The organism is Comamonadaceae bacterium OTU4NAUVB1 (assembly GCA_024372625.1).
Lineage (GTDB): Bacteria > Pseudomonadota > Gammaproteobacteria > Burkholderiales > Burkholderiaceae_C > Variovorax.
On sequence record CP099605.1, the window covers coordinates 2278793 to 2299554 of the forward strand.

The window sequence follows — 20762 nt, forward strand, 5'->3', positions numbered from 1 at the left end:
TTTTCGATCGAACCGAAGGACCCGAGAAACATCATGGCCCCTACACAGAAGATTTCCCTCACCCGCTATCTCGTCGAGAAGCAGCGCGCCGACGGGCTCATCCCCGGTCAGTTGCGGCTGCTGCTCGAAGTGGTCGCGCGCGCCTGCAAGAGCATCAGCCAGGCCGTCACCAAGGGCGCGCTCGGCAGCGCCCTGGGCACCGCCGAGAGCCAGAACGTGCAGGGCGAGATCCAGAAGAAGCTGGACATCATCGCCAACGAAGTGCTCATCGAGGCCAACGAATGGGGCGGTCACCTCGCGGCCATGGCCAGCGAGGAGATGGACAGCATCTACGTCGTGCCCAACCGCTATCCGCAGGGCGAATACCTGCTGCTGTTCGATCCCCTGGACGGCTCCAGCAACATCGACGTCAACGTCAGCATTGGCACCATCTTCAGCGTGCTGAAGAAGCCCGAGGGCCATCCGGGCGTGCAGGAGGCCGACTTCCTGCAGGCCGGCGCCAAGCAGGTCGCCGCGGGCTACTGCATCTACGGCCCGCAGACCACGCTGGTGCTCACCGTGGGCAACGGCGTGGTCATGTTCACGCTCGACCACGAACAGGGCTCGTTCATCCTGACGCAGGAGGACATCCAGATCCCGGCGGACACGAAGGAGTTCGCGATCAACATGAGCAACCAGCGGCACTGGGACGAGCCGGTGAAGCGCTACATCGACGAGTGCCTGGCCGGCAAGGAAGGTCCGCGCGGCAAGGACTTCAACATGCGCTGGATCGCCAGCATGGTGGCCGACGTGCACCGCATCATGATGCGCGGCGGCGTGTTCCTGTATCCGTGGGACAAGCGCGAGCCCGACAAGCCGGGAAAGCTGCGCCTGATGTACGAGGCCAACCCGATGGGCTGGCTCGTCGAACAGGCCGGCGGCGCGGCGACCAACGGCCGCGAACGCATCCTGGACATCCAGCCGACGAAGCTGCACCAGCGCGTGAGCGTCATCCTCGGCTCGAAAAACGAGGTCGAGCGCGCGACACGCTTCCACGATCCGCTATAATCGAAGGCTTAGCCGGTGTAGCTCAGTCGGTAGAGCAGCTCATTCGTAATGAGAAGGTCGGGTGTTCGATTCATCTCTCCGGCACCACTCTGAAAGCCCCTGATTTCGTCAAGAAGTCAGGGGCTTTTTTCATGCGTCTCCGATTCTGAGGGGCGCCGGGTCCGCCGATCCATTCCCCCATGGGTGACGTGCGATTCGTCGGGGCGTTCGACGATCGGACGAGCACGCGCCACGATGGTGTCGTCGCCCGGGCCGTGACCGGTCGCTGTCATACCGGCGACGCGGAAATCCTCGATCGTCGAGGTTCCGCCACGGCGTCCCCGTCCCTCCTCCCAGGCTCGGCGGCGGCCGTCGACCGACCCGATCGATTCATGGAGAGGACGCCCGATGGACGCGCTCAATCTTTACCTCTTCCAGGCGATGGCCGCCGGCTTCGAGCCGCACCCGCTGCTGCTGTCGTGCGCGACGACCATCTCCAGCGTCTCCGGCTGGGCCTGTCTGGCCGTTCTTGCCTGGACGGTCGGCTCGCGTCCCGGCCAATTTCCCACCGTGCTGGTCACGCTGGCCGTGGGAGGCGTGATCTCGCTGTTCGCACGCGACCTCGCATCGGCACTGGACGTGCCCCGTCCCTTCATGCGGGGCCTGTCGCCGCTCTACGTTCCCCACGGGTTGCGGCCCGGTCTGCCCAGCACCCACGCCTCGGTGATGTTCACGATGGCCTTCATGGTCCTGCTGCGGCGCTCCGCTTCGGACGCCGGCGCCGTGCTGCTGGTCGTGGCCGTGCTGACGGGCTGGTCACGCATCTACCTGGGCATCCACTTTCCGGCCGACATCGCGGCGGGCATCGTGCTGGCGGCCCTGACCGCCGCCGCGTGGGCGGTCGTCGCCCGGCCCTGGCGCGACCGTCTGGCGCGGACTTCGAGGTCCGCCACCCACTGAGCGCTTCGGCCCGGATGCCCTCGGCTCGAAGGCGCCCGGTCCCCTGGCGACACGGCGCGTGGATCAGGGGTCGCCCCGCGGCCGGCCCGATCCCGGGAGAACGGCGGGTCGTGCGATCCGTCCCGCGCCTCCGACCACGCCGGAGGCGTGAGCCTCCGACGCCCGGGCCACGCGCGGCTCAGATCCAGCCGGCCCGCCGGAACCGGTAGAACGTCACGCTGCCCGCCGCGGCGATGATGCCCAGCGCCACCGCGTAGCCGTAGCGCCACTTGAGTTCCGGCATGTGCTCGAAATTCATGCCCCAGATGCCGGCGAACGCCGTGCAGATCGCGAAGATCGCCGCCCAGGCCGCGAGCCGCTTGGTCACCTCGCCCTCGTTGATCGTGACCATCGACAGGTTCACCTGGATGGCCGTGCCGATGGTGTCGCGCATCGCATCGATGGACGCGTTGATCCGCACCAGATGGTCGCTCACATCGCGGAAGTATTCCTGCGACCCCATGCAGATCTGCGGCACGCGACCGCCATGGAGCTTGCCCGAACCTTCCAGGAGCGGGGCCACCGCGTGCCGCAGCACCATGGCGCGTTGCTTGAGTTCGTAGAGGCGCTGGATGTTCGCCCGTGGCGCATCCTCGGAGAAGATCTGCTTCTCGATGTTCTCGAGTTCGTCCTCCAATGCGTCGATGACCGGGAAGTACCGGTCGACCACCGCATCCATCAAGGCATAGAGGACGAAGCCCGCGCCGTTGCGCAGGAGATCGGGCTCGCGCTCGCACCGCGCCCGAACCCCCAGGAATCCGGTGCTGCTCTGATTGCGGACCGACAACACGTAGTTCGGACCCACGAACACGTTCAGTTCGCCGACCAGGAAATCCTTCGCGTCCTGGGGATCCGGCTGGAGCAGGTGAAGCACCACGAACAGCGAATCACCGTACTCCTCGATCTTGGGTCGCTGATGACCATGGCGCGCGTCCTCGATGGCCAACTCGTGCAGACCGAACTCCTCGCCCATTTCATCGAGTTCCTCGGGCGTCGCATCCTGCATGGCGACCCACACGAAACAGCCGGGCTGGGAAACGTATTCGCTGATGTCGGCGGCGGAAATGTCGCGGAGCTTGGCGCCATCCTGGTAGGCAACGCAATTGATTAGCATGGAAATTGACCGATGGTGATCTCGAGTCGTCCATTATCCGTTTCGTGCCATCGGTCCAATGCGCGTGTTTCCACCCGGTGCCGCGCATTGCGTCACGGCGACGGCGTGGTCGGGGCATGGTTGCGGCGTGGTCCAGAATGCCGCTGCGCGACGCCGGACTTCCGAGTCGCGACCGCTTCCCCATCCATCGAGAAAACCAAACATGAACGTCCCCATCGTGCGCGACATCGCGATTCGACTGCTCGCAGGCGCCGCGGTCGCAATGTCGTCCGGATGCGCATCGACGCTCGCGCTGGATCGCATGGTGCTGGCCTACGATCAATCGACGACGGACAGCGTCTCCAAGCAGTTGCTGCTGAACATCGCACGGGCGCGCCACAACCAGCCCATCCATTTCACGTCGGTGTCCAACATCACCGCCACCTACCGCTTCGCCGTCAATGCCGGGGTCGGCGGGGCCGTCACGGGCGATCGGGGCAACCTGCTGGTTCCCGCGTTGGGCGGCAGTGCCGAGGAGAATCCCACCATCAGCATCCTGCCCATGCAGGGCGACGAGTTCACGCAGCGGCTCCTCACGCCGTTCGAGGAACAGAAGCTCACGCTGCTGCTGCGCCAGGGCTACGACGTCGACTCGCTCCTACGATTGCTGGGCAGCGAATTGCGGCTTCAGGACAACGACCCCAAGTCACCCAGCGTCCATCACAACCGTCCTTCGGACCTGCAGGGCTACCGGGTCTTCCGGCGTGTCATGGCGCATCTGTCGTCGATCCAGGATCGGCACGCCCTGCACGTGGAGCCCTTGTTCTTCCAACGCATCTGGAGCGTTCCCGCCGAGCTCGTCACGCCCGAGTCCTTTCAGACGGTGTACAAGGATTTCTCGCTGAAACTGCAGCCCGATCGGCGTGCCTACGTGGTGTCCAAACCCGTCAGCGGCCGCATCATGATCACCAACTTCAACCCTGGCGTGCTGTCCAACGACGAACGCCTGGAACTTCACGCGGCGGCCGAGGACGCACCGACCAACGAGATCCTCCTGGACATCCGCGCCGGGCATCCCGGCGGCGAGTATCCGATGCGGGGCCGGCTGAGGTTGCGCAGTTTTCACGAGGTCCTCACCTTCCTCGGACGCGGCATGCAGGAGGAGCCGGAATTCGACGTGCCTCCGGATGCGCGCTCTCCCCTCATCAAGGACAACCCCGCGAGCACCTTGAGGATTCAGGAATCGACGGGACGGCCCGACCGGCTCGAGACTTCCGTGGCCTACGAGGGCCGGTATTTCTACGTCAGGGACGGCGATGGCTATCCGTGGGACCGGAAAGCCTTCAGTCTCCTGTACCAGCTTTTCCAGATGACCGTATCACCCGCCGCACAGGCGGGGCCGACCATCACGATCGCCAAATGACCATTGCGGTCGTCGGCCCGACGGTTCCCGCGTCGGTGTCGCCACGGCGCCGGACGGCATGTCCGACAATCCGCACGGCCAATTCCGGACACCGGATTCGACGGGCGATCGATCGCCTGCGATCACGGGCCATCGGCGCTATCTTTTCAGTGCCCAATAGACAAGCATCGCCAATGCGACGGCGATCAGTGGCCATGCCCTGGCGACGCTCCGAAGGGTGCGTCGCAACCAGGGGACCGAGCGGCGATCCTCGTCGCGACGGCGAAGCTCCGCCGACTCGGTCCTCGTCCTGTCGGCGATCCGTTCGAAGTCGTCTTCCATGATTTCTCCCCTGCAATGGACACGTGGTCGCAATGGCACGAACCGTCGTCGACGGGCGCGGGAATTGTAGGTGTCGCAATGCCGAGCGACTTGAATAATCGAGTCGATCCATCGATTCCTCCAAGTCATCCTGGCGTCATGTTCGGCTTCTAGCCTTTGCGCATTCCACGACGCGCGAGACTTGCAATGCCGAAGACCAAGATTGATGCGAAGCTCGCAATTGCGCTTCTGACGACCCTCGTCACCGCCTGTGGCGGCGGGGACGGCAGCGACAACGCCACCGCCGCGACGGCGACGCCCGTCGCAGTGGCGACGCCGGTCCCCGCGGCGACGCCGGCGCCCGCCGTTCCGGCCACCATGAGCATCAAGCTCATTGCCTTCAACGACCTGCATGGCAACCTCGAGCCGCCCCGGACGTCGATCGCGGCGCCTTCGTCCACCGGCGGCACCGTGGCGGTTCCAGCGGGCGGGGCGGCCTACCTGGCATCGGCGATCGCGTCGCTGAAGGCGAAGAATCCGAACCATGCCGTGGTCTCGGCGGGCGACATGATCGGTGCCTCCCCCCTGGTCTCGGCCCTGTTCCTGGACGAGCCGACCATCGAGGCCGTCAATGCGATGAAGATCGATTTCAACGCGGTGGGAAACCACGAGTTCGACAAGGGCCAGACCGAATTGCTGCGGATGAAGAACGGCGGCTGCGCGAAGAACACCGCGCTCGATCCCTGCAAGGTCAACAAGGCCTTCCCGGGTGCCAACTTCGGCTTTCTCGCGGCCAACACCGTGAAGCCGGATGGCACCACCCTGTTCCCGGCGACCGGCGTCAAGACCTTCGTTCAAGGTGGCGCCACGGTGAAGGTCGGCTTCATCGGCATGACGCTCAAGGGCACGCCGAACATCGTGACGCCGGCCGGCGTGGCCGGGCTGACCTTCAGGGACGAAGCCGACACGGCCAATGCGCTCATTCCCGGTCTTCGCGCACAGGGCGTCGATGTGATTGTGGTGGTGGTGCACGAAGGCGCCACGACGACCGCCGGCTACAACGACAAGAACTGCACCGGTCTCAGCGGGGACCTCCTGCCGATCCTCGATCGCCTGGATGCCAGCGTCGATGTCGTCGTCTCGGGTCACACCCATCGCGCCTACGTGTGCGACCGCGCGAAGACCAGCGCGGCCAAGCCCTTCCTGCTGACCAGCGCGGGCCAGTACGGCACGCTGGTCACGGACATCGACCTCACGGTCGACACCTCGACGCGGCGGGTGACGGCCAAGCGCGCCGACAACGTGATCGTCCAGGGCGAGCCCTATGTCGCCGGGACGAGCACCGTGGCGCTGACCAGCGAGTACCCCCGCTTCGAGAAGAACGCGGAGATCGCCAACCTCGTCACGCAGTACCTGAGCGTCGCCCAGCCCCTGGTGGCCCGCGTGACGGGTCGGCTGACCGCACCGGCCACGCGCACCAGTTCGCCGTCGCGCGAGACCTCGATGGGCAATCTCATCGCGGACGCGCAACTCGCCGCGACGGCGCCGGCCGCCAAGGGCGGCGCGCAGATCGCCTTCATGAACCCCGGTGGGGTCCGGGCCGACCTGGTGCCGGCGGCCAATGGCGACGTCACCTACGGCCAGCTGTTCGGCGTCCAGCCGTTCGGCAACAGCCTGGTCGTGAAGACCATGACCGGTGCCCAGATCCGCGCGCTGCTGGAGCAGCAATTCAACAGCGGCTCCAACACCGTGTCCGCGCCCCGCGTGCTGGCGCCTTCCAATGGGTTCACGTACGCGTACGACCTCGCCGCCCCGGCGGGTTCGCGCATCTCGGCCCTGTCGCTCGACGGCACGCCCCTGGGCGATGCCACGTCCTACCGGGTCACGATGAACAGCTTCCTGGCCACGGGCGGCGACAACTTCACGGTCTTCAACGAAGGCACCCAGACCTTGGGCGGCGACCAGGACGTGGACGCCCTCGAGGCCTACATCAGGTCCGCCGGCGCATTGGTCCCTCCCGCGGCGTCGCGGATCCGGAACCTCGCGGGATCCTGAGCCGCGCGCGGACGCCGCCCGCCGGCCCGCCGGGTGCCGACGTGGGCGCCCGGGCGGTCGGCCTCCGACGCACGGCGCTTCACGCACCCGTCACACGCGCTGCTTCCAATGGCGTCACTCCCTCCCGAAAGCCTCCCCGTGCGCAAGAACAACACGCCATCGCCATCGCCATCGCCATCGCCTTCGTCCATCGACGCCGATCCACGGGACCTCGCCAATCGGCGGCGTCGTGATTTCCTCGATTTCCTGGTCCGGTCGTCGTCCAGCGCGCTGGCGCTGGCAGCCGCGGGATCCCTGGCGGCGTGCGGCGGAGGAAGCGACGACGACGCGCCGGCCGCGACCCCCGCGCCGGGCACGCCCGCGTCGACGCCGGCCGTGTTCGCGTTCGGCGTCGCCAGCGGCGACCCCCTGGCCGACCGCGTCATCCTCTGGACGCACGCCAAGGTGCCCGCCAGCGTCGCCGACGTCCGCTTGAACTGGGAGGTCGCGACGGACGCCGCCTTCACCGCCGTCGTTCGCAGCGGCACGGTCACGGCCACCGAGGCCACGTCCTTCACCGCGAAGGTGGACGCGACCGGCCTGAGCGCCGGCGCCAGCTATTTCTACCGCTTTCGCGACCTCACCGGCGCGTCCTCGACCGTGGGCATCACGCGCACCCTGCCTGCCGCCGGCGTGGCATCGGTGAAGCTGGCGGTGTTCTCCTGCGCCCTGTATTCGGAGGGCTACTTCCACGCCTACGACGCGGCCGCCAAGTCCGACGCCCTGTACGCCTTGCACCTGGGCGACTACATCTACGAGTACGGTTCCGATCCGAAGAAGTACGGCAACGCCAGCATTCCGGGCAACCGGATCGCCAGCCCGGCCAACGACATCGTGACGATGAACGACTACCGCACGCGGCACGCGCTGTACAAGTCGGACCTCAGCCTCCAGGCGGCGCACGCCCGCATGCCCTGGATCACGGTGTGGGACGACCACGAGTTCGCCAACAACGCCTACGTCAACGGCGCGGAAAACCACGATCCCGCCACGCAGGGCGACTGGGTCACGCGCAAGAACATCGCCGCCAGGGTCTATCACGAGTGGATGCCGATCCGCACGCCCGATCCGGCCGACCTCCTGAAGATCTACCGGCGCTTCGAGTTCGGCCGCGTCCTGACGCTGCACATGCTCGACACCCGCATCGAAGGCCGCGACCGGCAGTACGACGGCTTCGGCGACGCCGACGGCGGCACGGCGCGTTACCTGGCGGGATTGACGCCCGACGCGACGGGCGTCCGGCCCGACGCGTCTCGCCGGATGATGAGTGCCGCGCAGCAGGACTGGCTGGTCGACGGCATGAGAGGTTCCACGGCGACCTGGCAGGTGCTGGGCAATCAGACCCTCATGGCCCGCATGTGGCTTCCGGCGTCCGTCCTGGGCGCGGTCGCGGCCAATCCGTCGGGCGCTCCGGCCGCCATCTCGGCGTTCCTGGGGGCCAAGGCGGCGCGCGCCGCCGGTGGTCCGAACCTGCTGACGCCGGCGCATGCGGCGCTCCTCGACCCGGCGACGAACCCGCGCGTGCCGTACAGTCTCGACGCCTGGGACGGTTATCCGGCACAGCGCGAGGCGATCCTGCAGGCGGCCAAGGCGCAGGGCAAGCGCCTGGTCACGCTGTCGGGCGATTCGCACAACGGCTGGTTCACCTACCTCACGAGCCTGAACCAGGAGAAGCTGGGCATCGAGTTCGCCGGGACGTCCGTGACGTCGACCGGATTCGAGAGCGCCGGCCTGGGCGCCCTGGCCAGTTCGATCGACGGCAGCGCGCTGGTGCCCCAGCTGGGCACCGCCGCGCTCGGCGCGGGCCTGGGTCTGATCGACGATGTCGCGTACTGCGACACGACGCGCCGCGGCTATCTCTCGATGACGTTCTCGCTCGGCGAAGTCAGGGCCGAGTATGTCTTCGTGAGCAGCGTGAAAGCGCCGACGTACACCGTCGCGCTCGGCCGCACGGTCACGGTGCCGGCGTCGTCGGCGGGCATCGCGGCGCCGACGATCGCCTGACGGTGGCTTGACGGCCGAGCCGGCGCGGGCCCGGGGTCCGCTTCGAGTCGCGGCACGCGTGCGCCGTCTTCACGGCGCTGTCACCCGGGTTGCCTAGGCTCGGGGACTTCGCCCTCGGGACCCCGTCGAACCATGCACTTCCAATCTCTCCGCCACCTCGCCACCGCCACCGCGCTCGGCTGCCTCGCCGCCCTGAACGGCTGCGGCGGCGGCAACGACGACGACGGTCCTGCCGAACGCCGCGTGGGTTCGCTCAAACTGATCGGCCAGCAGGTGCTGCCCCGACGCGGCGAGTTCCAGGGCACCGTCGTGGGAGGCTTGTCCGGCATCGACTACGACGCCGTCAACGACCGTTACGTGCTCGTCTCCGACGATCGCACCGCCACCGATTCGGCGCAGCCCCCCCGGATATACACCGCGCGCCTGGACTTCGACGCCCAGCGATTCACCAGCGTCCGGATGCTGTCGACCTTCAGCATGAAGCAGCCCGATGGCGCGACCTATCCGAAGGTGCCCGACCTGCTGACCCCCGACCCCGAGGCCGTGCGGCTCGATCCGGTCTCCGGCAACTACCTGTGGACCAGCGAGGGAGAGCGGACACCGGCCACCGCCACCACGGCGCAGCGCCTGATCGACCCGTTCATCCGGGAGATCACGGCCGATGGCGCCCACGTCCGCGAGTACGCGTTGCCGGCGATGTTCAGGATGTCGGCCGCCGAGCGCGGGCCGCGCAGCAACCTGGTCTTCGAGGGATTGACCGTCACGCCCGACCGCACCAGGACCGTCGTGCTCGCCGAAGGACCGCGGTACGAAGACGGCCCGGCGCCGACCCCGACGGCGGGTGCGGTGTCCCGCATCACCGTGTTCGATCGCGCGACCGGCACGGCCCAGGCGCAGTACGCCTACCCGGTGGAACGCGTCCAGGCCGAACCCGTGCCGGCCGGACAATTCGCCGTGAGCGGCGCCACCGAGATCCTGGCGATCACCGACACCCGCTTCCTGGTCCTGGAGCGCAGCTTCTCCGTCGGCGTCGTCGGCAACCAGGTCCGGCTCTACGAGATCGACGTGAGTCGAGCGACCGATGTATCGAACACGCCCGCGCTCGCCGGGGCCGGCTACGCGCCGGTCACCAAGCGCCTGGTGCTGGACTTCGAGACGCTGAAGGCGTCGCTGGGAGGCATCGCCAACCTGGAAGGCATGACGTTCGGCCCCAGGCTGCCCAACGGCCACGACTCGCTGGTCGTCGTGGCGGACGACAACTTTCCCACGGCGGATTCGCCGACGGACCGCAACCAGTTCCTGGTCTTCGACGTCCAGCCCTGACCGGCGGCCCGGCGGCGGCGCCGGGCCGCGTTCCGTCATCACGGCGACACATGGCGGCGTTTCAATGTAATCGATTACATGAAACCGACCCGCCCTTGAACATCCAGGACGTTGCCCGCCGCGCGGGCGTCTCCGTCGCGACCGTCTCGCGCGCCTTCAACCTGCCCGACCGGGTGGCCCCGGCCACGCGCGAGCGCGTGGAACGCATCGCCCGCGACCTCGGTTACCTGCCGAACGTGAGCGCCCGTGCCTTGCGCACCCAGCGCAGCCGCGTGCTCGGCATCGTGCTTCCCACGCTGCTCAATCCGGCCTTCGCCGAGTGCCTGCAAGGCATCGCCGAGACCGCCGCCGCCGGTGGTTACGCGATCCTTCCCGTCACCACCGGCTACGCGCTGGACCGGGAAGCGCACGCGGTCGCCCAGCTCATCGCCAGCAATGTCGACGGGATGATCCTGGTGGTGTCCAGTGCGTCCGATGCGGTGGCGCTGCGGCGGCTCCACGACGCCGGGGTGCCCTACGTCCTGGCCTACAACCGGCATCCCGCGCACCCCTGCGTGTCGGTCGACGGTGAAACGGCGGCGGCCGAGGTCGTGGCCCGCCTGGCCGGGCTGGGACACCGGCGCATCGCGATGGTCAGCGGCACGCTGGCCGTGTCCGACCGCGCGCAGCAGCGCTTCGCCGGCTTCCGGCGTGGCATGGCCGAGGCCGGCCTGGCGACGCCGCCCCTGGTGGAAGTGCCGTTCGTCGAACGCGCGGCGGAGACCCTGCGCGAACTCCTGCAGGCCCCCTCGCGCCCCACCGCCCTCTTCTGCTCCAACGACCTGCTGGCGATCCGCTGCCTTCGCGCGGCTCACGGCAGCGGGCTGCGGGTCCCGCACGACCTGACCGTGGTCGGCTTCGACGGCATCGCGCTCGGCGAAGAACTGACGCCCGCCCTGAGCACCGTGGTGCAGCCCAACCGCGACATCGGCCGCCACGGGGTCGAGCTCCTGCTGCGCGCGCTGGCCACCGGCGAGGCGCCGACGGCCGCGTCCAGCCTGACCCTGCCGCATGCCTTCCGGGAAGGCGAATCCTGCGGCGTCGCCCGCTCCGGCGTGCCCTGACGCTTCCTCACGTCCCGTCCCATCCTTTTCATCGATCCAAGCAAGGAGTTCCGCATGTCCTCGACCCTCCAACGAATCGCCCGCCTGGGCGTGCTGGCCGCCGGCCTGGCCGCCGCCAGCGTCTCCATGGCCCAGACGGCCCTCTGCTACAACTGCCCGACCGAATGGGCCGACTGGGGCACGCAGCTGCGCGCGATCAAGGCGAAGACCGGCGTCACGGTGCCGCCCGACAACAAGAACTCCGGCCAGTCGCTGGCCCAGCTGGTGGCCGAGAGGGCCAGCCCGGTCGCCGACATGACCTACCTGGGCGTGACCTTCGCGATCCAGGCGAAGCGGGACGGCGTCCTCGCGCCCTACCAGCCGGCCCACTGGAAGGACATCCCCGACGGCCTGAAGGACCCGGCCGGCCACTGGTTCTCGATCCATTCGGGCACGCTCGGCTTCATGGTCAACGTCGACGCGCTCAAGGGCAAGCCGGTGCCGACGTCGTGGGCCGACCTGCTCAAGCCCGAGTACAAGGGCCTGATCGGCTACCTCGATCCGGCGTCCGCCTTCGTCGGCTATGTCGGCGCGGTGGCCGTCAACGAGGCGCGCGGCGGCACGCTCGACGACTTCGCCCCGGCCATCGACTACTTCAGGGCCCTGCAGAAGAACGAGCCCATCGTGCCCAAGCAGACCTCCTACGCGCGCGTGCTGTCGGGCGAGATCGCCATCCTGCTCGACTACGACTTCAACGCCTACCGCGCCAAGTACAAGGACAAGGCCAACGTCGCCTTCGTGATCCCGGCCGAAGGCACGGTCGTGGTGCCGTACGTGATGAGCCTGGTCGCCGGCGCGCCGCACGCCGCCGACGCGAAGAAGGCGCTGGACTTCGTGCTGTCCGACGAAGGTCAGGCAATCTGGGCCAAGGCCTACCTGCGCCCGGTCCGCGCCGGCGCGATGCCCAGGGAGATCGAGGCGCAGTTCCTGCCCGCCGCCCAATACCAGCGCGCCAGGACCGTCGACTACGCCCGGATGGCCGCCGCGCAGCGCGCCTTCTCCGACCGCTACCTGAAGGAGGTGCGTTGAAGTCGCGCCAGCGCTGGCTGCTGCTGGGCTGCGCGGCCCCGGCCGGCGCCTTCTTCCTGCTGTTCTGGCTGCTGCCGGCCACGCGCCTGCTCGCGTTGCCGGCGCAACGGGGCTGGGCCACCTATTTCGTCGTCCTCACCGACGGCCGCTACCTCGCGAGCATGGCGCAGACCGTGGCGCTGTCGCTGGTCGTGACGCTGGCGACGCTGGTGCTCGGCGGCGCGGTCGGCATCTACCTGGCGCGGCGCGATTTTCCGGGCAAGCGGGTGCTGCTGTCGCTGCTGACCCTGCCGCTGTCGTTTCCCGGCGTGATCGTCGGCTTCTTCGTGATCCTGCTGGGCGGACGGCAAGGGCTGGTGGCCGATCTCTCGGACGCGCTCACCGGCCACCGCGTCACCTTCGCCTACGGCCTGCTCGGGCTGTTCGTGGCGTACCTGTACTTCTCCCTGCCGCGCGCCATCGCGACCTATGCCGCGGCGGCCGGCGCGATGAACCTGCAGCTGGAGGAAGCCGCGCGCTCGCTCGGCGCCTCGCGCCTGCGGGTGGTGCGCGACGTCTGGCTGCCGGAGCTGGCGCCGACCACGCTGGCCTGCGGCGCGATCCTGTTCGCGACCTCGATGGGCGCCTTCGGCACGGCGTTCACGCTGGCGAGCAAGTTCGAGGTGCTCCCGATCACGATCTACAACGAGTTCACCAACCACGCGAACTTCGCGCTCGCGGCCTCGCTGTCGATCGCGCTGGGCAGCGTGACCTGGCTGGTGCTGTTCGTGGCACGCCAGTTCGGCGGCGGCCCGGTCGCTCGCTGAGGAGGCCGCCATGCGCAACGACACGCCAAACCGGGCGCCGGTGCTGTTCGCGGTGACGGCCCTCGTCAGCTTCTTCATGATCGCGCCGATGCTGCTGTCGGTGATGGCGGGGCTGGTCGTCAACTACGGCGCGGGCCTGAAGAGCGGCCTCACGCTGCGCTGGCTCGGCGAGGTCTGGGAGGTCTACGGCGGCACGGTCGGCTGGTCGCTGGCGCTGGCGGTGGCCTGCGTCGCGCTGACGGTCGTGCTCGGCGTGCCCTGCGCCTACGCCATCGCGCGCAGCCGTTCCCGGGCGGCGCGCGCCTTCGAGGAGCTTCTGACGCTGCCGGTCGCGGTGCCGGGCCTGGCGACGGCGCTGGCGCTGATCCTCGCCTACGGGCAGATCGGCGCGTTCCGCCAGAGCTTCGCCTTCATCCTGGTGGGCCACGTCGTCTTCACGCTGCCGTTCATGGTGCGGACCGTGGCCTCGGCCTTCCAGCGCCACGACCTGGTCGCGCTCGAGGAAGCCGCCCGCACGCTGGGCGCGAGCTTCCGCCAGCGCTTCATGGGCATCCTGGTGCCCGCCGTGTTCCCGGCCATCGTCGCGGGCGGCCTGATGGTCTTCACGCTGTCGGTGGGCGAATTCAACCTGACCTGGATGCTGCACACCCCGCTCACCCGCACGCTGCCCGTCGGCCTGGCCGACAGCTACGCCTCGATGCGGCTGGAGGTCGGCTCGGCCTACACGCTGGTGTTCTTCATCGTCATCCTCCCGGTGCTGTGGGGCCTGCAGTCCCTCGCCCACCTGCTGCAACAACGCCATGGAACTTGAACGCATCCCGATCGACATCGACCACGTCGCCAAGACCTACGCCGACGGCACGGTCGGCCTGCGGCCGACCTCGCTGCACGTCGAACCCGGCGAGGTGCTGGCCCTGCTGGGGCCCTCGGGCTGCGGTAAGACCACGCTGCTGCGCCTCATCGCCGGGCTGGAGACGCTCGACGACGGCGGGCGCATCGCCTTCGGCGGACAGGACGTGACGCACCGGCCGGTCGAGCAGCGCGGCGTCGGCATGGTGTTCCAGAGCTACGCGCTGTTTCCGCAGATGAGCGTGGCGGCCAACATCGGCTACGGGCTGCGCATCCGCGGTGTCGCCAAGCGCGACGCGCAGCGCACGGTCGGCGAACTGGTCGACCTGGTGCGGCTGAACGGCCTGGAGGACAAGCGCCCGGGCGAGCTGTCGGGCGGCCAGCGGCAACGCGTGGCGCTGGCGCGCGCGGTGGCGGTGCGCCCGCGCGTGCTGCTGCTCGACGAGCCGCTGGCGGCGCTGGACGCCAAGCTCAAGGAATCGCTGCGCGACGAGCTGGCCGAACTGCTGCGCCGGCTGCACATCACCGCCGTCCACGTCACGCACGACCAGCAGGAGGCGATGGCCATCGCCGACCGCCTGGCGGTGATGCGCGCCGGGCGCATCGTGCAGGTCGGCCGCGGCGAGGACCTGTACCGCTCGCCGGGCGATCCCTTCGTCGCGGAGTTCCTCGGGCGGGTGAACCGCATCGAGCGCTCGGAGCAGGACGTCGTCCAGGGCACCCTCCCGTTCGGCGGCCGGACGCTCGCCTGCCCTTCGGCCTGGATGGGTCATCGCATCCTGCTGCTGCGCCCCGAGGACGTCCAGGTGGGACCGCGCAGCGCCGTCGAATCCGGCCCGTCGGGCTGGGGCGTGGCGCAGGTCCGGCAGCGCACCTTCCTCGGCGACCGGGTGCAGTTGCGCCTGGGCCTCGCCGACCAGCCGGCGCTGCTGGCCGACGTCGCGCGCGACACGCCGTACCGGGTCGGCGACGAGGTCGGCGTGCGCATCCAGCCCGAACGCCTCATGACCTCCGAACAGGAACCCGCCCCATGACCCCGACCTTCCTCGTCCAGCTCACCGACCCGCACATCCGCGAGCCCGGTCGGCTGGCCTACGGCCGCATCGACACCGCGCCCTACCTGCGGCGCGCGGTCCAGAGCGTGCTGCGCCTGCGCCAGCGGCCCGACGCGGTGGTCGTCACCGGCGACCTGAGCGATTTCGGCCGTGCCGCAGAGTACGCCCACCTGGCCGAGCTGCTGGCACCGCTGGCCATGCCGGTCTACCTGATGCCGGGCAACCACGACGACCGCGACCAGCTGCGCCGCAGCTTCCCGACGCACGGCCACCTCGGCGCGGGCGGCGGCTTCGTCCAGTACGGCGTGAAGGTGGGCGGCCTGCGCCTGATCACGCTGGACACCTGCGTGCCCGGCCACAGCCACGGCTCGCTCGATGCCCAACGGCTGGACTGGCTCGCGCGGGAACTCGCCGCCTGCCGGGGCGAGCCGGTGATCATCGCCATGCACCATCCACCCTTCCGCACGCTGATCGGCCACATGGACGACATCGGCCTGCGCGAAGGCGGCGCCGAGCTGGAGGCACTGGTCGCGCGCCATCCCAACGTCGAGCGCGTGATCTGCGGCCACCTGCACCGGGCGATCGACGTGCGCTTCGGCGGCACCATCGCGTCGACCTCGCCGGCGCCCGGCCATCAGGTCGCGCTCGACCTCGATCCGTCCGCACCGTCGGCCTGGATGCTGGAGCCCCCGGGCTTCCGCCTCCACGCCTGGGACGGCCAGCGGCTCGTCACGCACCTCTGCGCGTCGGGCACGTTCGACGGACCGTACCCGTTCCACGAGAACGGGGCGTTGATCGATTGAGGGACGTGGACGGCGTCCGGCCGACCGACCGACCGGGCAAGATCGTCATGCGAAGGTCACGACGCTGGCTTAAGGTGGCGCTTCACCCACAATCGTCTGGAGCAAGACCGATGAAATTCATGACCTCCGTGCTCGTCGCCGCCCTCGTCGCGGTCTGCGGCAATGCCGGCGCGAGCCCGTTCCATGGCCGTCCGGGCCCGCCGCCGCAGAAGGAAAAGGCCGAGCTGCTGGTCATCGGCCACCGCGGCGCCAGTGGCTACGTGCCGGAGCACACGCTGGCGTCCTACTGGCTCGCCATCGAGCAGGGGGCCGATTTCGTCGAGCCCGACTTGGTCAGCACCAAGGACGGCGTGCTCGTCGCGCGGCATGAAAACGCGATCGCCATCCTCAACGACGACGGCAGCGTGCGCGAGGCGACGACCGATGTCATGAGCAAGCCCGAGTTTGCTTCACGCAAGACCACCAAGTCGATCGACGGCGTCAGCATCACCGGCTGGTTCACCGAGGACTTCACGCTCGCCGAGCTGAAGACGCTGCGCGCCAGGGAGCGCCTGCCAGCCCTGCGCACGGCGAACACGCGCTTCGACGGCATGTTCGAGATCCCGACCTTCGAGGAAATCCTTCAACTCGTGGATCAGGCCAACCAGCGTCGCGACGCGGACGCCAAGGCGGAGGGTCGCTCCCTGCGCAAGGTCAAGCCGGTCGGCCTCTATGTGGAGACGAAGCACCCGACCTACTTCCAGGGCATCAACCTCCCGCTCGAGGAGCCGTTGGTACAGCTGATTGAGCGCCACGGCTACAAGCGCGCCGATTCCAGGATCTTCCTGCAGTCCTTCGAGACCGCCAACCTGCGCAAGCTGCGCGGCATGACGCGCGTGCCGCTGGTCCAGCTCTATGGCGGCGCAACCACGCGGCCCTGGGATTTCGTCGTGAGCGGTGACCGCCGCACCTATGGCGACCTCGCCAAGCCGACCGGCCTGGCCGACGTCGTCGGCTACGCCAACGGCATCGGACCGACCACGGGACTGATCGTGCCGCTCACCGCCGCCGGCACGCTCGGCACGCCCACCTCGCTGGTCACCGACGCCCACAATGCCGGTCTGCTGGTGCATCCCTACACCTTCCGCGCCGAGAACGCCTTCCTGCCCAACGAGTTCGACGCCGGAGCCGATCCCGCGGCGCTCGGCGACATGGCCGGGCAGATCGCGGTGTTCCTGAAGCTGGGCATCGACGGGTTCTTCACCGACCACCCGTTCCTGGGCCGGCAGGCACGCGACGCGTTCGTGGGCAGGCGCTGAAGGCGGGGCCGCCGCCGGCCGGCGGCCGTGGCGCGGCGCGGCGTCGGTTCAGACCCGCTCGAACACCGCCGCGATGCCCTGGCCGCCGCCGATGCACATCGTCACCAGCGCGTGGCGCCCGCCGGTGCGGTGCAGCTCGGCGATCGCCTTGGTCGTGATGATGGCGCCGGTCGCGCCCACCGGGTGACCCAGCGAGATGCCCGAGCCGTTCGGGTTGACCTTCTCCGGGTCGAAGCCCAGTTCCTGGATCACCGCGCAGGCCTGCGCCGCGAAGGCCTCGTTCGACTCGATGACGTCGAAGTCGTCGACCTTCAGCCCGGTGCGTTCCAGCAGCTTGCGCGTGGCGGGCACCGGACCGATCCCCATGTAGGCCGGCTCGACGCCCGCGTGCGCGTAGCCCACCAGGCGCGCGAGCGGCTTGAGGCCCAGCGCGCGCACGCGATCGGCGCTGGCCAGCACCACGGCGGCGGCGCCGTCGTTGATGCCCGAGGCGTTGCCGGCGGTCACCGCGCCGTCCTTCCTGAACGCCGGCTTCATCTTCGCGAGCGTCTCCACCGTGGTGTCGGCGCGCACGTGCTCGTCGGTGTCGAAGAAGGTCACGCCCCGGCGCGTCTTCACCTCGACCGGGACGATCTGCTCCTTGAAGCGGCCCGCCGCGATGGCCGCCGCGGCGCGCTGCTGGCTGGTCGCGGCCAGCGCGTCCATGCGCTCGCGCGAGATGCCGTAGCGCGCGGCCACGTTCTCGGCGGTGATGCCCATGTGGATCTTCTCCCACGGGTCGTGCAGGATGCCCAGCATGTAGTCGAGCAGCACCGCGTCGCCCATGCGCGCGCCGTAGCGCGCCGAGGTGTCGAAGTACGGCCCCCGGCTCATCGACTCCGAGCCCCCGCCGATGGCGATGTCGCAGTCGCCCAGCGCGATGGCCTGCGCCGCCGAGACGATCGCCTGCAGGCCCGAGCCGCACAGGCGGTTGACGTTGAAGGCCGGCGTCTCGATCGGGCAGCCCGCGTCGATGGCGGCCACGCGGCTCAGGTAGGCGTCCTTGACGTCGGTGGGGATCACGTTGCCCATCACGACGTGGCCGATGGCGTCGGCCGGCACGCCGCTGCGGCCGATGGCGGCCTCGACGGCGGTGGTGGCGAGCTGCGTGTTGGGCACGTCCTTGAGCGCGCCGCCGAAGGTGCCGATGGCGGTGCGGGCGGTGCCGACCACGAAGATGTCGGGCAGGGTCATGGAACGGGTCTCCGGAAGGTGGGTGGGAAAGAAGGCGGGAAGGCGGAAAGGCGGGAAGGCGGGAAGGGAAAGGAAGCGGTTCAGCGCCCGGTGAAGGCCGCCGGCCTGCGGTCGCGGAAGGCGTCCAGGCCGATGCGGAAGTCGTCGGTGGCGGCGCAGGCCTGGAACGCGGCGGCCTCGGCGTCGAGCTGGCCGGCCAGGTCGCGGTCGAACGAACCCCGCATCAGCCGGCGCAGGTGGCCCAGCGCCACGGTCGGGCCGCGCGCCAGGCGCTGCGCCAGCGCCAGCGCCTCGGCCTCCAGCGCGTCGGCGGGCACCACCCGGTTGATCAGGCCCATGCGCTCGGCGGCATCGGCGTCGTGCGTGTCGCCGAGCAGCGCGATCTCCAGCGCCCGGCGCAGGCCGACCCGGCGCGGCAGCGCCCACGAGGCGCCGACGTCGCAGCTCGCGCCGATGTTGGCGTAGGCGAGGTTGAAGCGCGTGCCGGCGGCCGCGAGCACGAAGTCGGCCTGCAGCATCAGGCTCAGCCCGGCCCCGGCCGCCACGCCGTGCACCTGCGCGACCAGCGGCGCGTCCATGGCGTCGAGCACGGTCAGGGCCTCGTGCAGCGGGCCGATCAGCTCGGCCGCGCCGCGCCGCGGGTCGGCGCTCAGCACGCCCAGGTCGCCGCCGGCCATGAAGCCCTTGCCCGCACCGCTCATGAGCACCGCGCGCACGCTGCGGTCGGCCGCCAGGGTGCGCACGGTGGCGAGGAAGGCGCGCGCCATCGGCGGGTCGATGGCGTTCAGGGCGGCCGGCCGGTTGAAGCGGATCCGGGCCACCGCGCCGTCGCGCTCGAGCAGCAGGGGGGCGTCGGTGGTCATGCGGGCGTCCGTTTCTCGATCGATGGGGGGCATGGGTTTGTACGCTCGGGAGAACTCCGGATGCCGCGCCGGGCGGCGCGCCGGATATTCCTGCGTCGGCCACGATTTGACGAGCCGATCGCCCTGCCGGGTGTCGCGCAAGAGGCAACCCCGCCCCTTCGCGCCGCTTTTCCCACGAACCCAAGAACGGAGACACGACCCATGAAGAAGCATTCGCGCGGTGCCGGCGCCATCGCCCTGGCCGCCGCCACGCTGGCGGCGGCGCTCGCCCCCGTCGGCGCCCAGGCGCAGGACAAGCTGAAGATCGGCTTCATCACCGACATGTCGAGCCTGTACGCGGACGTGGAAGGCAAGAACGGCGCGCTGGCGATCCAGATGGCCATCGACGACTTCGGCGGCAAGGTCAACGGCATGCCCATCGAGCTGCTGACCGCCGACCACCAGAACAAGGCCGACATCGCCGCCTCGAAGGCGCGCGAATGGATCGACACGCAGGGCCTGACGATGCTCTTCGGCGGCACGAGCTCGGGCACCGGCCTGGCCATGGCCAAGGTGGCGCAGGAGAAGAAGCGCGTCTTCGTGGTCAACGGCGCGGGCAGCTCCGTGCTGACCAACGAGCAGTGCAGCCCCTACACCGTCCACTACGCCTACGACACCGTCGCGCTGGCCAAGGGCACCGGCAGCGCGGTGATCGCGCGCGGCGACAGGAGCTGGTACTTCCTCACCGCCGACTACGCCTTCGGCCAGGCGCTGGAGGCCGACGCCGGCAAGGTCGTCAGGGAAAAGGGCGGCAGCGTGCTGGGCAGCGTCAGGCACCCGCTCAACACCTCCGACTTCTCGTCGTACCTGCTGCAGGCGCAGAACTCGAAGGCCCAGGTGCTGGCGCTGGCCAACGCCGGGGGCGACACCATCAACGCGATCAAGGCCGCGCGCGAGTTCGGCATCGGCAAGACGATGAAGATGGTCGGGCTGCTGGTGTTCGTGACCGACGTGCACAGCCTGGGCCTGAAGACCACCGAGGGCCTGCTGCTGACCACCAGCTGGGACTGGAACCTCGACGAGAAGACGCGCGCCTTCGGCCGCCGCTTCTTCGAGAAGACCAAGCGCATGCCCACCGACATCCAGGCCGCCGACTACTCCGCCACCACCACCTACCTCAAGGCGGTGCAGGCCGCGAAGACCATCGATGCCGACACGGTCATGGCGCGGATCAAGTCGACGCCGATCGACGACTTCTACGCCAAGGGTTTCGTGCGCGCCGACGGCCGCTTCGTCCACGACATGTACCTGGTGCAGGTGAAGTCGCCGGCGGAGTCGAAGGAGCCCTGGGACTACTACAAGGTGGTGCAGAAGCTCAAGGGCGAGGACGTGTTCACGACCAAGGCCGAGAGCCGCTGCGCCCTGTGGAAATAGCCCCGGACG

At 69.2% G+C, this 20762-nt stretch carries 17 protein-coding genes and 1 tRNA gene; 15 read left to right on the forward strand and 3 right to left on the reverse strand.

All coding sequences use genetic code 11. The features are described from left to right. The first annotated feature begins 33 nt into the window (after positions 1-33). The 3 genes from NF681_14195 (at position 34) to NF681_14205 (ending at position 1986) form a co-directional block, all read left to right on the forward strand. On the forward strand, positions 34-1047 hold the full coding sequence (locus tag NF681_14195; GenBank protein UST53459.1) for a class 1 fructose-bisphosphatase: 1014 nt from the start codon (positions 34-36) through the stop codon (positions 1045-1047). 11 nt (positions 1048-1058) lie between these two features. Then, positions 1059-1134: transfer RNA gene (locus NF681_14200), tRNA-Thr, on the forward strand. 300 nt (positions 1135-1434) lie between these two features. Then, positions 1435-1986, forward strand: coding sequence for a phosphatase PAP2 family protein (locus NF681_14205; protein ID UST53460.1), 552 nt, complete (start codon positions 1435-1437; stop codon positions 1984-1986). 178 nt (positions 1987-2164) lie between these two features. Here NF681_14205 and NF681_14210 read toward each other — a convergent pair whose 3' ends face one another. Continuing rightward, on the reverse strand, positions 2165-3139 hold the full coding sequence (locus NF681_14210) for a magnesium and cobalt transport protein CorA (GenBank protein ID UST53461.1): 975 nt from the start codon (positions 3137-3139) through the stop codon (positions 2165-2167). A gap of 202 nt (positions 3140-3341) precedes the next feature. On the opposite strand from NF681_14210, the gene NF681_14215 reads away from it, so the two are divergent. From NF681_14215 to NF681_14265, 11 genes are all read left to right on the forward strand, one after another. Continuing rightward, entirely contained in the window at positions 3342-4541 is a 1200-nt protein-coding gene (locus NF681_14215; protein UST53462.1) for a hypothetical protein, read from the forward strand. A 507-nt stretch (positions 4542-5048) separates the two neighbouring features. Beyond that, complete coding sequence (locus NF681_14220; protein UST53463.1) at positions 5049-6896, forward strand: bifunctional metallophosphatase/5'-nucleotidase; 1848 nt, start codon at positions 5049-5051, stop codon at positions 6894-6896. A 138-nt stretch (positions 6897-7034) separates the two neighbouring features. Beyond that, positions 7035-8939 carry an alkaline phosphatase D family protein gene (locus NF681_14225; GenBank protein ID UST53464.1) on the forward strand — a complete coding sequence of 635 codons (1905 nt, stop codon included), beginning with the start codon at positions 7035-7037 and terminating at the stop codon, positions 8937-8939. A gap of 132 nt (positions 8940-9071) precedes the next feature. Continuing rightward, positions 9072-10262 carry an esterase-like activity of phytase family protein gene (locus NF681_14230; protein UST53465.1) on the forward strand — a complete coding sequence of 397 codons (1191 nt, stop codon included), beginning with the start codon at positions 9072-9074 and terminating at the stop codon, positions 10260-10262. A gap of 95 nt (positions 10263-10357) precedes the next feature. Beyond that, the gene (locus NF681_14235; GenBank protein ID UST53466.1) at positions 10358-11365 is read left to right on the forward strand and encodes a LacI family DNA-binding transcriptional regulator; all 1008 of its coding nucleotides are present in this window, start codon (positions 10358-10360) and stop codon (positions 11363-11365) included. Between the two features lie 54 nt (positions 11366-11419). Next, on the forward strand, positions 11420-12433 hold the full coding sequence (locus NF681_14240; GenBank protein UST53467.1) for an ABC transporter substrate-binding protein: 1014 nt from the start codon (positions 11420-11422) through the stop codon (positions 12431-12433). Beyond that, entirely contained in the window at positions 12430-13239 is an 810-nt protein-coding gene (locus tag NF681_14245; GenBank protein UST53468.1) for an ABC transporter permease, read from the forward strand. Before NF681_14240 ends, NF681_14245 begins: the two co-directional genes overlap by 4 nt. A gap of 10 nt (positions 13240-13249) precedes the next feature. Further along, the gene (locus NF681_14250; GenBank protein ID UST53469.1) at positions 13250-14050 is read left to right on the forward strand and encodes an ABC transporter permease subunit; all 801 of its coding nucleotides are present in this window, start codon (positions 13250-13252) and stop codon (positions 14048-14050) included. Continuing rightward, positions 14040-15122 (forward strand): ABC transporter ATP-binding protein, encoded by a 1083-nt coding sequence (locus NF681_14255; protein ID UST53470.1) that lies wholly within the window; start codon positions 14040-14042, stop codon positions 15120-15122. Before NF681_14250 ends, NF681_14255 begins: the two co-directional genes overlap by 11 nt. Further along, positions 15119-15946 carry a phosphodiesterase gene (locus NF681_14260; GenBank protein ID UST53471.1) on the forward strand — a complete coding sequence of 276 codons (828 nt, stop codon included), beginning with the start codon at positions 15119-15121 and terminating at the stop codon, positions 15944-15946. The genes NF681_14255 and NF681_14260 overlap by 4 nt, the downstream gene beginning before the upstream one ends. 119 nt (positions 15947-16065) lie before the next feature. Next, entirely contained in the window at positions 16066-17244 is a 1179-nt protein-coding gene (locus NF681_14265) for a glycerophosphodiester phosphodiesterase (GenBank protein UST53472.1), read from the forward strand. Positions 17245-17292: 48 nt separating this feature from the next. On the opposite strand, the gene NF681_14270 is transcribed toward NF681_14265, so the two are convergent. Both NF681_14270 and NF681_14275 read right to left on the reverse strand, forming a co-directional pair. Then, complete coding sequence (locus tag NF681_14270) at positions 17293-18477, reverse strand: acetyl-CoA C-acyltransferase family protein (protein UST53473.1); 1185 nt, start codon at positions 18475-18477, stop codon at positions 17293-17295. A gap of 80 nt (positions 18478-18557) precedes the next feature. Further along, positions 18558-19340 carry an enoyl-CoA hydratase-related protein gene (locus NF681_14275; protein UST53474.1) on the reverse strand — a complete coding sequence of 261 codons (783 nt, stop codon included), beginning with the start codon at positions 19338-19340 and terminating at the stop codon, positions 18558-18560. 201 nt (positions 19341-19541) lie between these two features. On the opposite strand from NF681_14275, the gene NF681_14280 reads away from it, so the two are divergent. Then, a complete protein-coding gene (locus NF681_14280) occupies positions 19542-20753 on the forward strand; it encodes an ABC transporter substrate-binding protein (protein ID UST53475.1) in 1212 nt (403 codons plus the stop codon). Positions 20754-20762: the final 9 nt, after the last annotated feature.

Coding starts and splice junctions, on each gene's coding strand:
- NF681_14205 (UST53460.1), top strand. CDS start 1,435: ATGGACGCGCTCAATCTTTACCTCTTCCAGGCGATGGCCGCCGGCTTC.
- NF681_14220 (UST53463.1), top strand. CDS start 5,049: ATGCCGAAGACCAAGATTGATGCGAAGCTCGCAATTGCGCTTCTGACG.
- NF681_14230 (UST53465.1), top strand. CDS start 9,072: ATGCACTTCCAATCTCTCCGCCACCTCGCCACCGCCACCGCGCTCGGC.
- NF681_14215 (UST53462.1), top strand. CDS start 3,342: ATGAACGTCCCCATCGTGCGCGACATCGCGATTCGACTGCTCGCAGGC.
- NF681_14195 (UST53459.1), top strand. CDS start 34: ATGGCCCCTACACAGAAGATTTCCCTCACCCGCTATCTCGTCGAGAAG.
- NF681_14265 (UST53472.1), top strand. CDS start 16,066: ATGACCTCCGTGCTCGTCGCCGCCCTCGTCGCGGTCTGCGGCAATGCC.
- NF681_14280 (UST53475.1), top strand. CDS start 19,542: ATGAAGAAGCATTCGCGCGGTGCCGGCGCCATCGCCCTGGCCGCCGCC.
- NF681_14240 (UST53467.1), top strand. CDS start 11,420: ATGTCCTCGACCCTCCAACGAATCGCCCGCCTGGGCGTGCTGGCCGCC.
- NF681_14255 (UST53470.1), top strand. CDS start 14,040: ATGGAACTTGAACGCATCCCGATCGACATCGACCACGTCGCCAAGACC.
- NF681_14260 (UST53471.1), top strand. CDS start 15,119: ATGACCCCGACCTTCCTCGTCCAGCTCACCGACCCGCACATCCGCGAG.
- NF681_14250 (UST53469.1), top strand. CDS start 13,250: ATGCGCAACGACACGCCAAACCGGGCGCCGGTGCTGTTCGCGGTGACG.
- NF681_14270 (UST53473.1), bottom strand. CDS start 18,477: ATGACCCTGCCCGACATCTTCGTGGTCGGCACCGCCCGCACCGCCATC.
- NF681_14210 (UST53461.1), bottom strand. CDS start 3,139: ATGCTAATCAATTGCGTTGCCTACCAGGATGGCGCCAAGCTCCGCGAC.
- NF681_14275 (UST53474.1), bottom strand. CDS start 19,340: ATGACCACCGACGCCCCCCTGCTGCTCGAGCGCGACGGCGCGGTGGCC.